This window comes from Streptomyces sp. NPDC016562 (assembly GCF_043076955.1).
Lineage (GTDB): Bacteria > Actinomycetota > Actinomycetes > Streptomycetales > Streptomycetaceae > Streptomyces.
Genome location: NZ_JBIBRZ010000002.1, coordinates 152,034 through 166,889, shown reverse-complemented (window position 1 = coordinate 166,889; position 14,856 = coordinate 152,034). Strand labels below are relative to the sequence as shown.

The 14,856-nt window shown below is 69.9% G+C and carries 6 protein-coding genes; 2 read left to right on the top strand and 4 right to left on the bottom strand.

Annotated elements, in window-relative coordinates:
• Window positions 1–10 precede the first annotated feature (10 nt).
• A complete protein-coding gene (locus tag ACF059_RS08740; RefSeq protein ID WP_392056532.1) occupies window positions 11–6,310 on the bottom strand; it encodes a protein kinase in 6,300 nt (2,099 codons plus the stop codon).
• A gap of 180 nt (window positions 6,311–6,490) precedes the next feature.
• Window positions 6,491–8,164 (bottom strand): SWIM zinc finger domain-containing protein, encoded by a 1,674-nt coding sequence (locus ACF059_RS08735; RefSeq protein WP_392053412.1) that lies wholly within the window; start codon window positions 8,162–8,164, stop codon window positions 6,491–6,493.
• Window positions 8,165–8,445: 281 nt separating this feature from the next.
• Here ACF059_RS08735 and ACF059_RS08730 point away from each other — a divergent pair, with 281 nt between their 5' ends.
• Together ACF059_RS08730 and ACF059_RS08725 are read left to right on the top strand one after the other, a co-directional pair.
• Window positions 8,446–9,117 (top strand): hypothetical protein, encoded by a 672-nt coding sequence (locus tag ACF059_RS08730; protein ID WP_056557577.1) that lies wholly within the window; start codon window positions 8,446–8,448, stop codon window positions 9,115–9,117.
• Between the two features lie 819 nt (window positions 9,118–9,936).
• Window positions 9,937–11,019 (top strand): hypothetical protein, encoded by a 1,083-nt coding sequence (locus tag ACF059_RS08725; protein WP_392053409.1) that lies wholly within the window; start codon window positions 9,937–9,939, stop codon window positions 11,017–11,019.
• 283 nt (window positions 11,020–11,302) lie between these two features.
• On the opposite strand, the gene ACF059_RS08720 is transcribed toward ACF059_RS08725, so the two are convergent.
• Together ACF059_RS08720 and ACF059_RS08715 are read right to left on the bottom strand one after the other, a co-directional pair.
• Window positions 11,303–12,640 (bottom strand): class I SAM-dependent RNA methyltransferase, encoded by a 1,338-nt coding sequence (locus tag ACF059_RS08720; protein WP_392053406.1) that lies wholly within the window; start codon window positions 12,638–12,640, stop codon window positions 11,303–11,305.
• Between the two features lie 92 nt (window positions 12,641–12,732).
• Complete coding sequence (locus ACF059_RS08715; protein WP_360892344.1) at window positions 12,733–14,787, bottom strand: APC family permease; 2,055 nt, start codon at window positions 14,785–14,787, stop codon at window positions 12,733–12,735.
• Window positions 14,788–14,856: the final 69 nt, after the last annotated feature.

Below are 14,856 nucleotides of genomic sequence, written 5' to 3'. Positions count from 1 at the left end.
GGTTCCGTGGTCAGGAGGCGGCGGGGCCGCCGAAGTAGCGGGCGTGGCGGGCGACGACGGCGTCCCAGTCGGCGGGGTCGGCCGGGAAGCGGACGACGCCCCAGCCGGCGTCGTAGAGGCGCTCCTCGGCGTCCTCGTCCCGGGTGGCGTCCTCCTCCCTGTCCGGCCCGTCGACGAAGACGGCGAGGTTGACTCCGGGCAGGTGGTAGACGAAGTCGGGGAGGGCGGTGCCGACGAGGGTCTGGCCCTCGTCGGGCAGGCGCAGGCCGTGGTCCCTGAGCCAGTTGACGAGGGTCTGCTCCAGGGGAGTGTTCGCCATGTCGTCGGCGTCGTCGGCCGGCGTGTCGGCGAGCTTCGGGGCCGTTCGCCCCAGCTCCTCGACGAGCCGCCAGTGCTGCTCCGTCGGGGACTCGCCCCGCCCTTCGGGCTCGGACACGGCGGAGGCGAGGCGGCGCAGCAGGTGGACGACGGTGTGGCGGTCGATCGCCGCGTGGTCGAGCTGGTTGCCGTAGGTGAGCAGGCAGTCGTAGCAGCCGCGGGCGCAGTGCTGCTTGGCCTGGTCCACTCCGTGCTCGTCGAAGTGGCAGATCTCCAGGGCGCGGAGGGCGGCGACGGCGAGCGCTCCGGGCTCGGCCTGGAGGCGGCGCAGGACTCCGGCGCCGCCCTCCGCGGCCTCGGTGAGCAGGAAGCGGTTGCGGGGACCGTCGTCGGGCGGGAGCAGTTCGCTGGTGAGCTCGGAGTCCTCCAGCTCGAACGCCGCCTCGACGCCCCGCTCCAGGGCGTACATGAGAGTGAGGGCGATGGGTTCGGGCAGCGGCTCGTCGAGGGTGACGACGAGGATGTTGCGGCGGTCCTCGACGAAGGGGACGACTCGCTTCTTGCGACGCTTCTCGTTGCCGTCCGGGTCGATGACCGGCATCTCGCTGGAGTCGCCGGACGCCTCGGCGGCATCGCGTTCGTTCATCCAGTGGCCGCTTGCGGGGTCGAGCCAGTAGCCGTCCTGCTCGTTCTCCTTGGCGCGCAGCCGTCCCTTGTTGGTGATGCGGACGGTGGCCGAGTCGCCGTACGAGATCGTGGCGAGACTGCCCGCCGGGTCCGAGACGTGGGCGTCCTGGCGGCCCTTGCGGATGCCGTGGTCCTGGAAGCGGTACGAGATCTCCAGCCGGAATCCGGCCCTGCGGCGCTCCTCCTCGTCGGAGGAGATCCGCTCCCGGCGCTGGGTGTAGACGGTGTGCAGGTGCAGCAGGTTGTAGGCGGCGGCGCCGAGCGGCTCCTTGCACATGTCGCAGACGTCGGCGCGCTGCTCGGGATCGTGGTGGTAGCCGCAGTGCTTGCAGCGGGTGGCCGCGGTGGTGGCGATGTCACCGGAGGAGTCCGGGGGCAGCTGGACGCGGGTCACCTGGTAGCGAGCGCCCTCGTGGTAGATCAGCGCGCCGGGGCCGAACTCGCGGATGGCGAGGAAACGGGGGCGCTGGAGGTAGTCGCCGTCGCCGTGGCGGCGGCCGGTGGTCGGGATGTAGGCGGCCAGCGGCAGGCGGGGGAAGGAGTAGCCGGGCAGGAAGCCCTCGGAGGCGAGGTAACGGTAGGGGTTGAAGTCGGAGAGGACGGACCGGCTGTCCGGGGTCTCGTTCTTCAAGAGGTTGAGCTGGGTCTCGGCCTCCTTGCGGCGGGCGACGGCGCGCCGCCGGTCGCCTTCCGTGAGGGTGTGGTCGAGGACCCGCTTGTTCTGGACGTACTGGTCGACGAGGGCGGCCCGGAAGAGGTCTCGCCAGCGGTCGAAGGCGCGGTCGAAGCGGTCGGGGGCGGTGCGGACGCGGTCCTCGATCCAGCGCTCGTCCCACCAGACGGTCGTGGCGAAGTCGGCAAGCAACGGGCCGAGGACCCGGTGGGCCGCCGCCACCGTACGGGCCTGCGCGTCGGCGTCGCGGGAGGCCGCGTACAGGTCGTCGTGGAGGTGGAGCGCCGGGTTCGGGCGGCCCAGGCTCTCGTCGTACGCGATGTCGATGATCTGCGGAATGGCCCGGCCGAGCTTCAGCCCGGCCTCGGCGAGCCAGATGCCCTGGAGGTGGGAGAGGACGAGGTCTTCGTTGGCGAGGTCGAGGCGCGGCGGGGCGACGGCACCCGCCACCATGCGCTCGGAGCGACGGAAGTAGTACTGGTCGTGGCTGTTGCCGGTGGCGCAGTACGTGGTGACGAGGGCGGGCTGGCCGCTCCGGCCGGCGCGTCCGCTGCGCTGTGCGTAGTTGGCCGGGGTGGGCGGCACGTTGCGCATCATGACCGCATTGAGGGACGAGATGTCGACGCCCAGCTCCATGGTCGGGGAGCAGTAGAGAAGCTTCAGTTCGGCCTTGCTGAAGGCTTCTTCGCGGCGCTCACGCTCGGCGGGGTCGACCTGGGCGGTGTGCTCACGGGCGAACAGGCCGGACAGTTCGGCGGCGGCGTTGCGGTAGAGGTCGCGGAAGAAGGTGTTGACGCGCGGCCCGTCGCCGCTGGCGTAGGTGCGGGTGAGGGGGTCGTGGGCGCCGGACTCGCCGGGGCCGGCCCGCCAGATGAGGGAGGCGGCGGAGATCCGGTAGCCGGTGGCGGCGGGACCGGTCGGCGCGCGGAAGCGGCCGGCGCGCTGGGGGGCGGCACTGACCTCGGTGACCAGGCCGGCCTTCGCGAGCACCTTCAGCAGGTCCTCGATGATCTTCTGGAGGTCGGTGTTGTCCAGCTTCACGCCGTCGCGCACGTCGAAGACCGTGGGTGCGGTGCGGCGCAGGTACTTGCCGAACTTGCCGCGGGCCGAGAGGAAGTGCGCGGACCGGTCCATGCCGCGGCTGGCCGACTGCGGGTAGGCGGCTTTGACTCGGGGCGCGTCGGACTTTCCGAGGACCCACGGGTCGATGAGGCGCTCCTCGCTGGCACGCTGGAGGGCGTCGAAGTCGTCGCGGAAGTACTGGACGTCGATGGCGAGTTCGCGGCGCAAGTCGTCCAGGAGCGTCCGCGTGATCTCTGCGCGCAGGGCGGGGTCGGCGTCGCGGAGCGCCGCATGCGTGTCCTGCCAGCGCTCGTCGCGCTCGGCGACCCACTGGAGGTCCGCGTAGTCGATCGTCAGCAGACCGGTCCGCTCCAGGTTCGGCATGGTGATGCGCCAGCCGCTCTCCAGGTCGAGGTAGAGACGGAAGGCGATGACGTCACGCAGGGTCTTGGCCGCGTTGCGGGCGAGGGCGGGCGGCAGGTCCGACTGGCCGGTGTACTCGACGGGGTCCAGGGCGAGGGCGTTCGCCACGCGGGTGGCCAGCTCCTCGTGGTGGATGCCCTCTTCCCCGGCGTCCAGGGCAGCCCGGTAGAGCGCGCCGCGCAGTTGGGTGATCTGGACGAAGTCGTTGAAGTGGCCGGCCTGGAGGGAGGCGTCCTGGCGGTTGTCGACGAAGGTGAGGAGCTTGCGCGCCTCCTTGTCGAGGGCTTCCTCGGGCACGGCCTTGAGGGAGCGGACGACGGCCGCCGACACCAGGGAGGTGGCGGAGGACCGGCCTTCCTGGTCGAGGGTCGCGAGCTTCGCGAAGTCCTTGCCACGCGGCTGCTCGTAGGACACCGAGCACTGGATGCAGAAGCGGAACGGGGCCGGGATGAAGGCGGCGTCCAGGTCGCCCCGTCCCTCGTACCCATAGGGGTCGACGGTCACGGCGCGGGGCGCGCGCTCGCGGTACGACTTCCTGACGACTTCCTGACCACGGTCGTCGAGCTCCAGCCACGACTCCGGCAGCTTGCGCTCGGCGACGGCCTCGTCGAGCGAGCGGGGCCACGGGCGGCCGACGTAGAGGTAGCCGTCGCCGGCCCTGCCGCCCGTGGCGGAGGTGTCGCGGCGGGACTCGTAGCGGACCTCTCCGTCCTTCTCGGTGCGCCACACCGTCAGGTACTCCTGGCCGCACTCCCGGCAGAAGGCGAGCGGGATGAGGAGCTTGCCGTCGGTGCCGGGCTGCACCTGCTGGTAGTCACGGGTGAGGTGGCGGCTTTCCGGGTCCTCCAGGGTGACGTAGACGGTGTCGCCCTTGGAGAGGAACTGGTGGAGGCGGAAGGCGAAGAGGGGGCGTTCCGTGACGGGGTGACGGGCCTGCGAGCCGGCCTCCAGGGTGGCGCGCAGAGCCGCGGCGCAGTCCTCGACGGACACGCCGCTCTCCCGGGCGAGGTCCTCGGCCGCGTCCTCGATCTTGGCGGGCTTCTGGCGGACGAGGCGGTCGGTGAGGGTGTCGGTGGCCAGGCCGAAGCGGGTCTCGATCCAGCGGGCGAGCGGGTCGCGGACCAGGTCCGCGTACGCACGGGGCGCGTCGGTGGTGCGCAGCCGCTCGGCAGGGACGGTGTCGGGGGCCGGGTCGGTGGCGCGGACCAGGGTCTCGCCGATGACGTGCTCGGTGCGGATCCTCGTGCCGAAGAGCTTGGAGGCGACGCCCGCGACCACGCTCTTCTGCTCGTCGATCGTGCCCTCGGTGGACATGGTGGCGGAGGTTCCGACGCACTGGAGACGGTCGGCCTGGCACGCCTCGCGGACACGGCGGATGAGCAGGGCGACGTCGGCGCCCTGGCGGCCTCGGTAGGTGTGGAGTTCGTCGAAGACGAGGAATTCGAGGCCCTTGGCCATCCGGACGAGGCTGTCGCGGTCGTCGGGGCGGGTGAGCATCAGCTCCAGCATCACGTAGTTGGTGAGCAGGATGTCCGGCGGGTTGTCACGGATCTCCCTGCGGGCGGCGTCGTCCTCCTGGCCGGTGTAGCGGGCGAAGGTGACGGGCTCGCGTCCTGCGCCGTAGCCGTCCCTCAGGTACTTCTCCAGCTCCTTGAGCTGGCTGTTGGCCAGGGCGTTCATGGGGTAGACGATGATCGCGCGGACTCTCTTGGCCGTCCCTCTCGGCTCCGTCTCCCGGTCCCTGAGGACCTTGTCGACGATGGGCACGATGTAGGAGAGGGACTTGCCCGAGCCGGTGCCGGTGGTGAGGACGTAGGACGCCCCGGACCGGGCGGCGTCGACGGCTTCGCGCTGGTGCTGGTGGAGGGTGAGCGGGCGGCCGTCGCAGACGGTGCCGCCCCTAGCCTTCTTCGCCTGGAAGATCCGCGCGCACTCGGGGTGGAGGACGCCCTGCGAAGCGAGCTCGGCAACGGTGCCGGCGGAGTCGAAGAAGGGGTTGAGGGAGATCCACGGGTTGGGCCACTGGGACTTGGCGTCGAGGTCGCGCCGGACGAAGTCGGCGACGCGTTCGTCACGGATGATCGTGCCGCCCTGGGTGAAGGCGCGGTACTCGTCGATCAGGTCCCGGTGGACGCCGAAGACGTCCATACCGGACGTGTGTGGGCGGGTCTGGGCGGGCGGCTGGTCGTCCGGAGCCTGCCGCGCCGTGGGCGTGGAGAGCGCGGACCGGTCCTGGAGGAGGCGGCCCACCGGCTCGAACTCGCCCCAGGCGGGCAGCGGTTCGGCGGGCGCGACGAACGGCAGCAGGGCGTCCCGTACGGCGGCGGCGCTCTCGGGGCGGTCCGCCGGGTCCTTGGCGAGGAGGCGGTCGACGAGGCGGGCGAGCGCCTCGGGGATGTCGTGCCGGACCAGCCGGACCGGGTTCGGTGCCTGATGGACGTGCTTCTCGCCGAGTTCGTACGCGGAGGTGCCGACGAACGGCGGTACGCCGAGGAGCATCTCGTACAGGACGCAGCCGAGGGCGTAGAGGTCCGCCGCCGGGGTTACGGCTCCGCCCTGGAACTGTTCGGGTGCCATGTAGCGGGCGGTGCCGACGGTGACGCCCGTGCTGGTGAGCTTGGTGCCGTCCGGGTCGTCGACGATCCGGCCCATGCCGAAGTCGAGAACCTTCACGAGACCGCCGCGGGTGAGCATGACGTTGCGGGGCTTGAGGTCGCGGTGCACGACGCCCTCGACGTGTGCGGCCTTGAGCCCCTCCGCCATCTGCGCGGCGATGGCGGCGGCCCAGGAGATCGGCAGCTGCGGCTCGTCGGCGACCAGGTCTGCGAGGGGGTGGCCGTCGAGGAACTCCATCGCGAGGTAGGGCAGGCCGCCGTTCGTCTCGTCCACACCCCCGGCGATCGTGCGCGGGAGGTTGGGGTGCTGGCCGAAGGTCTGCATAATCCGCACCTCGCGGGCGAACCGTTCCACGGTCTTGGTGTCGCCGTGCGTGTCGATCTGGAGGCCGGACCGGCGCCGAAGGATCAGCTTGACCGCCACGACGCGGTCGGCGTCGCCCGGGGCGGCATCAAGATCCTCGGCTCTGTGGACCTCACCCATGTTGCCCGAGTCCACAGCCCCCAGAAGCCGGAACCGCCCTGCGATCATCTCCGTCGCCACAGCCCATTCCCTTGCATCTTCGCGTGGCCCTGCGAGCACACGACTCCCCACGGGAGAATGCCGTGGAATGCGACACGGGCAGACTCCCAGCCCCACAGGCAGCGTACACGATACTTCTATCATAAACAACACTTCAATGCGTTGACGGCGTCAACACGCCTTACTGGGTCACAGGTCGTGTTCGTCCATCAGGCGCATCAGGTTCCGTTTGCGCTTCTGGGTGGCGCGCAGGTCGGTGACGTACGTGGTGAAGTCGTCCGGCGTGCCGAGGTGACGGTGGCAGTCGCGGATGCTCAGGAGCAGGCTGACGAGCTGTTCGTAGGCGTGGTTGCCGGTCTGGCAGGTGAGCGGGGCGGCCAGGCGGTGGTAGACGGCGAGGGCACCGGCGGGGCGGGTGGTGCGAGATCGGTCGGCGAGGGTGAGCCACTGGCCGTCGTGGGCGCCGTGCTCCGTGGCCGCGCGCCAGGCGGCATCCGTGTCCTTGTCGTCCAGGAAGACGTCGACGAGGACGCGCCCACCGCAGCCTTTCGCCCGTTCCGCGTCGGTGCGCAACAAGGCCAGAGCCTTCTCGCGCTCGGGCGGCCAACATGCGGCGGCCCTGGCTGCGGCGCGCAGCTGCTGGTAGGCAAGCAGGCTGCGGCGGGCGGCGAAGTGGTCACGGCGCAGGGTGACGGCGTCGGCGAGCCGGCCGGTTCGGGTGTAGCGGTCGGTGAGGTGGTCGACCAGGGCGGTGTCGACAGTGGCGAGGTCCTCAGCGTCGCGGATGCCGCGCTCGGCCCACTCCAGGGCTTCGGCGGGGCGACCGGCGGTGTCCAGTTCGCGGGCGATGAGCAGGTGGGTGTGACCATTCGGCGCGAGGTCGGCGGCGTGCACGGCGATCACCGTGTCGACGTCCCGGCCCGACTTCGCCAGGCGCTGCAGCAGGTGCCTCTCGGCCCAGCCGGTGCGGTTGGCCGTCCATGCTTCCGTCGCGTACCGGCGCAGGGCGATCAGTCCCTGCTCGCCGAGCAGGTCTTCGTAGTCGAGCGGGTCGATGTCCGTCAGGTCGGCCGCTTCGTCGAGCGCGTGGGTCACCAGCCAGTGCGCGAGTTCCTCGGGCTCGGGCGTGGCTTCATAGCAGGCGTCGCGGTGGGCGTCGGCGAGGCCGGCGCCGATCTGGCCGAGCCAGCCGTCGGAGTCGTCGACGCTCTCGGCCACCCCGGCCAGCAGCCCGATCGCCTCCCGCGACAGTGCTATCGCGTCGGAGGCCCGGCCGGAGTCGGTCAGCGAGCGGATCGCGGACACCGCCTGCCCGGCCTGGTCGGCGTAGGCGCGGGCGTCGGCGTACTCGACGTAGCCGTACTGGGCGAACGGGCCGATGTCGAGCAGCTCACGGATGCGGAACCGGATCCCGGCCAGGTCTCCGCGAGCACTCGCCGCCCGCAGCTCCAGGCGGCGCTCAAGCTGCTGGTCCTCGGCGATCTCATCTCGTACGAGAGTGAGCAGTTCCTCCCGCGACAGGGCGGACAGCCAGGTATCGAGGCCGCGCGCCCGGTCCCGGGCCGACTCCCGCAGACGCGGGAGGTCCGCCTCCTGGGCGATCACGGTCAGGCCGAGAGCGACCAGGTGCTTGCAGAAGTTGCCCTCCTGGCCGTACGGGCAGTCACACGTGCCCGCCGGCCCCTTCCCCTTGCGCCCACCCAGGACGAGCTCCGTCTCGTACCGTTCCGTTCCGTGCACCGACGCCCTGATCCAGCCGTCACCGAACTCCACACCGGACACCTCGTCGACGTAACCGAGCCCGCGCCCGAACGAACGCTCGCCGGCCAGCACCCTCAGCTTCGCCTCCGTAAGACTGCCCAAAACTCTCCGCGCTCCGCTCCGGCTCGGACTCCCCCACCAACTGCGCTCACACTAACGGCCGCCGGATCGAACAACCCCAGGGATCAGTACGGCGCCACCTCCGCGCGTCGCTGCTGCTTTCAGCAACTCGCACGCCCTCCAAGTCCCGCCGGCTCCGCCGCCCGGCCGACGGATCCTCCTCGCACCAGACCGTCAACGACTGATTCCCTGCGGCGCCTCACGCCCCGCCTGTATGGTCGTCGACCACCCCGGCTCCCCGGGCCTTCCCCGAAAGGCGCCGCATGACCCAGCCCGCCACTGTGAACCTGACGAAGGCCTCGCCCACGGTCTCCCTGGACAAGCACGGCGTGACCTCGGGACTGATCAAGGTCAACCTCAACTGGACCTCACCGCAGGCCGCCGCCCAGCGGGCGGCCGGCGAGGCGCATGGCCTGTTCGGCCGGATACGGGCATCGCTGCGGTCGGCCGCGGCCAGGCATGTGGATCTCGACCTCGGCTGCATGATCCGCTGCACCGACGGCTCCAAGACCGTGGTGCAGGCACTGGGCAACGCGTTCGGCACGGTGGACCGCTTCCCGTACGTCGCCCTCGACGCGGACGACCGGACCGGCGCCCGGGAGACGGGAGAGAACCTCGTCATCAACTTGGACCACCAGGCCGAGTTCCAGAAGCTCCTGCTCTTCGTCTACATCTACGAAGGGTCCGGTGACTTCCGCGGCCTCGACGCCGTGGTGACGCTGACCTCCGACCGCGGTGACCGCTTCCGGGTGGTTCTGGACGAGTGCCCGCCGCAGGCACACGCCTGCGCCATCGCCCTCATCAAGCGGCAGAAGGGCGAACTCGTCATCGGCCGCGAGGTGCGCTGGTTCACTCCGCAGGACGGCCCCGGCGTCCAGGACGTGATCTCCCGCGCCTACCGGCTCGGCATGAAATGGACCCCCGGTCGGAAGTGACGCCCCCTGCCACGGACAGACCGCGTACGCCCTCAGGCGCACTCAACACTCGACCGGCATACGACCTTGCGGTTACCGGGAGCCGCCGCATTCCCCGCGGTCAGGCACACTCGGCCATCCATGCACGCGACCACCCACTCGTTCGAATCGAGGCCCGGTGCACGCACCCCTACACCCACCAACGCCCCACGGCATCCGCCACGTTGCACCAGACTTTCAAAACAAGCCGGAAAGCATGCAATGGCAACCAAGCAGAACGTTTCGTTTTCGCGGAATGCGTGAGGCTGGGCCACTAACATAGAATCAGATGCTCCGATGACCTGGTAAAACATCGGAAAACGACGGCCTCCGGAGTCATGTGCGCGGTTTCGAATCCCGCCGGCGGAAGGCGACACTGGCTACCTCTTCAGGCGAACCCTCCACGCAGCACCCACCCTGCACCACGATCACTGACAGCATCCGCCCGTCACGCAGCCATAATCCGAGGGCAGACCATTGGAACGGCCGGTCAATGAACGTCAGCTTGCGGTTCTTGAGTGGGTGGAAGCCGGGTGTCCTGCCAGCGTATGGGAGACCAGCTCCTACAAAACCACCTGTCAGGCACTGCAGAACCGGGGCCTGGTCACGGTCTGCCGCAAGGGTGGGCAGTGGAGCGTCGCTCTGACGAGCGCCGGTCGGCACTACCTGGCACACGGCACGTACCCTCCCCGCAGGCCTCGCCCACGGAAGGCCCAGGCCGCCACTCCGCAACCGCCGCCCACCCGAGCGCAGGAAATTCCGGCAGCTGGGCGAAAGCCCAGCCCTCCTCCACGGCCTCGCGTGACCTTCACGGAGCAGTTGTTACAGGAGCTCGCGGGGGCGGGCGGCCGACTCGTCAAATGCGGCAGCGGTCCGGAGTTGGAGAAGTGGCCGTCGCGTGTAGCTGCGGCGCGCAGATCCGGAAGGATCCCGGAGACGAAGGAGCTCTATGGAGGTTGGTGCCGTGACGGGTACGAGATCAAGCTCGTCAACATGCCAGCCTGGCGCCTCGCGCCCCTCGAACCCGTCCCTGTGCCCTCGCGGCTCGCGCGGCCGCACAGTGTGGTCCGGGCCATGCAGAACGAACCCCAGCCGCTGGGCCTCACCAAGTCCGTCCAAGGACGCGCCCTCAGGCTTATCCAGGCGCTGATCATCGCCACCGAGAACGCAGGACACTCCAGTGCGGCAGGGCAGACCGGCTTCGCGCCCCCGCCCCATCGCCGCCACAGGGCGTCTCCCCACTTCACCATCACCGCGCAGGGCCAGACCGTGGAGTTCCTCGTCCTCCAGGAACAGGACCGGACTGAGCACGTCGCCACCGAGAAGGAACTCGCCGAGGCCAAGAAGAAGTCCTGGATCAGGATCCCCCGCTTCGACTACACCCCGTCCGAACGTCTCCGCTTCGTCCTCAGCGGCGGCCAGCCGCACCGGGCGAGCGAATGGTCCGACACCCCCGCACACTCTCTCGAAGCCCAGCTCGCCGAGATCGCGCAGGAGGTCACGCTTCGCGGCGAAGCCGCCGAACGCAAACGTCTTGACGAGATCGAAGCAGCCCGTCAGAAGCGCATCCACTGGGAAGCCGCCATGGATGAAGCGCGCGTCCAGTACGCCGAGGCGTACCGCGTCAGGCACTTCGAGGCGCAGGAAGCCGCATGGCGCCACGCCACCCGACTGACGGAGTACGTGAGCGCCGTACGCACCCGGATCGAGACCATGCCCCCAGGTCAGGCCCGGAGCGAAGCCGAAACATGGATCGACTGGGCGGCAGCACGCGTGGAGCGCCTCGACCCGCTGAAATCACCGCCGCGACTGCCCGACATCCCCGAACCGCGAGCCGACGATCTTAGGCCCTTTCTCGGGCACTGGAGCCCGTACGGCCCCTGACTCAGCATGGGCCGGACCCCCGCCTAGCCTCACGGAATGTCACTACCGAGAAGCGGGTGGGGCTGGGGCAGCCAAAAGCTCAGCAGCCAGTGCCCCAGCCGCCTCAAGGTGCCTAAGACCAGGCAGCTGGGGGCTCCACTCGGTGGCCACCAAGGCTGCATGACGACCCATCAGAAAACGTGCCGTTCGTGCGTCAAACGTGCGTCACGTGCGTCGAATATGCGTCAAGATATCGCACCTAGCGCACGTAACGCCCATAACACCCACCCGGAGAAACCGCAGTTCAGGAGCCCTTTGAGGCGGGCTCAAGGATCGCGACGCACTCGACATGATGCGTCATCGGGAACAGGTCGAAGACGCGCAGCGTGCGGACCTTGTAGCCGTTCTCCTTGAAGTAGCCCAGGTCGCGCGCCAGGGCCGCCGGGTCGCACGCCACGTAGGCGATGCGGCGGGCGGACAGGCCCGCGATGTGGCGGACCGTCTGCTTGCCGGCGCCCGCGCGGGGCGGGTCCAGGACGACCAGGTCGCACTCGGTGATGCCGGTCTTCGGCAGGATCTGCTCGACCTTGCCCTGCTCGATCCGGACGCGGGGGAAGTCCTCCAGGTTGTGGCGGGCGTCCTCCACCGCGCGCTTCGTCGACTCGATGCCGAGCACCGCGCCCGTGTCGCCGAGCCGCTCGGCCAGCGCGCCCGCGAAGATGCCGACGCCGCAGTAGAGGTCGAGGGCCATCTCGCCCTTGCGCGGCATCAGGCCCTGCATGACGGCCTTGATCAGGGTGTCCGCGGCCTGCGGGTGGACCTGCCAGAAGCCGCCCATGCCCACGCGGTAGGTACGGCCGTCCGCGCGCTCGCGGACGAAGGGGCGGCCGTGGACGCGGTGGACCCCGCCGTCCTTCTCCTCGACCCGCAGGACCGAGACCGGCTTGTCCAGCTCCACGAGCGGGAGGCGGCCGCCGGGGCGCGGGGTGAGGACGACCTGGCGGTCGCTCGAGCCGGAGGCGGCGATGGCCTCGACGGTGGCCATCTGGGGCCAGTCCTGCTTCTCGATGCCCAGTTCGCTGACGCCCGGCGCCGCGATCATGCAGTGGTCGATCGGCTCGATCTCGTGCGAGCGGTGCTTGCGCAGGCCCGCGATGCCGTCCTCGTCGATGGCGAACTGCACGCGCGTGCGCCACTGGGGGACCTCGCCGGCGGGCAGCTTGTCGCCCTCGGCCGGCATGACCGTGCCGTCCCAGCCGGCCTCCTCCGGGGTGAGCCCGGCGAGCCGCTTCAGCTGCTCGGCGACGACCTCGCCCTTGAGCCGGCGCTGCGCGCCCGGCTTGGCGTGCTGCCAGTCGCAGCCGCCGCACTTGCCGGGCCCGGCGTACGGGCAGGGGGCCGGCACGCGGTCCTTGGAGGCCTCCAGCACGGTGATCGCGTCGGCGCGCAGGTAGCGGGAGTCCGCGTCGCCCTCGGTCACCTTCGCCACGACCTTCTCGCCGGGCAGGGTGTGCCGGACGAACAGGACCCGCCCGTCCTCGGTGCGGGCGATGCAGTGCCCGCCGTGCGCGACGGGGCCGACCTCGACCTCGTACTCCTCCCCGACCAGTGACTGCTTCTCGTTCTGCTCGACGCTCGTCATGGTGGGGAGACTCCAAAAAACTGAAACGGGAAACGGCCGGACGACCGACCCACCAGTTTACGTGGATCTCGTCCGGCCGTTCACCAACCGGCTCAGCCCTTCGCGCTGGGCTCCCGCGGAGGCCGCGGCGTGTCCACGGGACCGCGGCGCACCGAGCCCGGGGCGTTCCATTCCTGGCGCTTCTTCGCCCGCCTCTTGGCGAGCTCCGAGGACTCCAGCTGGTAGGGCACCGAGGTGACCATCACACCGGGGGTGAACAGCAGCCGGCCCTTGAGGCGCAGCGCGCTCTGGTTGTGCAGCAGGTGCTCGTACCAGCGGCCGACGACGTACTCCGGGATGTAGACGCTGACCGCGTCGCGCGGGTTCTCGCTGCGCAGGCCCTTGACGTACTCCACCACCGGGCGGGTGATCTCCCGGTACGGGGAGTCGAGGATCTTCAGCGGGACGTTGATCCCGCGGCGCTCCCACTCCTCGCGCAGCGCCTTGGTCTCGACCGGGTCGACGCTGATGCTGAGCGCCTCCAGGGTGTCCGAGCGGGTCAGCTTGGCGAAGGCCAGGGCGCGCAGCGTGGGCTTGTGGACCTTGGAGACCAGGACGATCGAGTGGACCCGGGAGGGCCGCACGCTGTCGTCGCTCGGGCCCTCGGCCGCGGCGATCTCGGCGGAGACCCGGTCGTAGTGCTTGCGGATCGCGCTCATCGTGGCGTAGAAGATCACCATGCCGAGCAGCGCGACCCAGGCGCCGTGCGTGAACTTGGTGGCGAGGACGACGACCAGCACCATGCCGGTGAAGAAGGCGCCGAAGGTGTTGATGGCCCGGGAGCGGTGCATCCGGCGCCGGGCGGCCTGGTCGCGCTCCGCCTTCAGGTGGCGGTTCCAGTGCCGGACCATGCCGATCTGGCTCAGCGTGAAGGACACGAAGACGCCGACGATGTACAGCTGGATCAGCTTGGTCGAGTCGGCGTCGTAGATCCACACGAGCAGCATCGCGGCGCCCGCGAGCAGCACGATGCCGTTGGAGAAGGCCAGCCGGTCGCCCCGGGTGTGGAGCTGACGCGGCAGGTACCGGTCCTGGGCGAGGATCGAGCCGAGCAGCGGGAAGCCGTTGTACGCGGTGTTGGCGGCCAGGAACAGCACGAGCGCGGTGGCCGCGGCGAGCACGATGAACAGGAAGCTGCCCTTGCCGAAGACGGCTTCGGCCACCTGGGAGATCACCGGGTTCTGGACGTACCCCTCGCCGACGGCGACGCCGTCCGCCAGGAGGTCGGTGGCCGGCTTCTCGGCCATCCGTACGTGGGTGGCCATGGCCAGGGCGATGATCCCGCAGAACATGGTGACGGCCAGGGCGCCCATGAGGGCGAGGGTGGTGGCCGCGTTCTTGCTCTTGGGCTTGCGGAAGGCGGGTACGCCGTTGCTGATGGCCTCGACGCCGGTCAGCGCGGCGCAGCCGGAGGAGAAGGCCCTCAGCAGCAGGAAGACCAGGGCGAAACCGGCCAGCCCCTGGTGCTCGGCCTTGATCACCAGGTCCGCGGTGGGGGCCTTCATGGTGTCGCCGACGACGATGCCCCGCCAGGCGCCCCAGGCGATCATCACGAAGACGGCGCCGACGAAGACGTAGGTCGGGATGGCGAAGAGGTTCCCGGACTCCTTGACCCCGCGCAGATTCATCAGCGTGAGCAGCAGAATCATGATCATCGCCGAGAGCACCTTGTGCTCGATGACGAAATCGACGGCGGAGCCGAGGTTCTCGACTCCGGAGGAGATCGAGACGGCCACGGTCAGGACGTAGTCGACGAGCAGGGCGCTCGCGACGGTGAGCCCGGCCTTGGGCCCGAGGTTGGTGTTGGCGACCTCGTAGTCACCGCCGCCGCTCGGGTAGGCGTGGACGTTCTGCCGGTAGGAGGCCACGACGGTGAACATCAGCACGACGACCGCGGCGGCGATCCAGGGGCTGAAGTGGTACGCCGACACGCCCGCGATCGACAGGACCAGCAGGACCTCGCCGGGGGCATATGCCACCGACGAGAGCGGGTCGGACGCGAAGACGGGAAGTGCGATCCGCTTGGGGAGGAGGGTTTCTCCGAGGCGGTCGCTGCGCAGCGCCCGGCCGATCAGGATCCGTTTGGGCACGTCGGTCAGTTTGGACACGCACAGGATCGTAAGCGTTCGAAATCAGCCTGACGAACCCTCCACCCCCACACACTGCAATCCCGCCGC

Excerpts from the sequence above, each read along its gene's own strand:
- ACF059_RS08720 (WP_392053406.1), bottom strand. The coding sequence starts at position 12,640 with ATGACGAGCGTCGAGCAGAACGAGAAGCAGTCACTGGTCGGGGAGGAG.
- ACF059_RS08740 (WP_392056532.1), bottom strand. The coding sequence starts at position 6,310 with ATGATCGCAGGGCGGTTCCGGCTTCTGGGGGCTGTGGACTCGGGCAAC.
- ACF059_RS08730 (WP_056557577.1), top strand. The coding sequence starts at position 8,446 with ATGACCCAGCCCGCCACTGTGAACCTGACGAAGGCCTCGCCCACGGTC.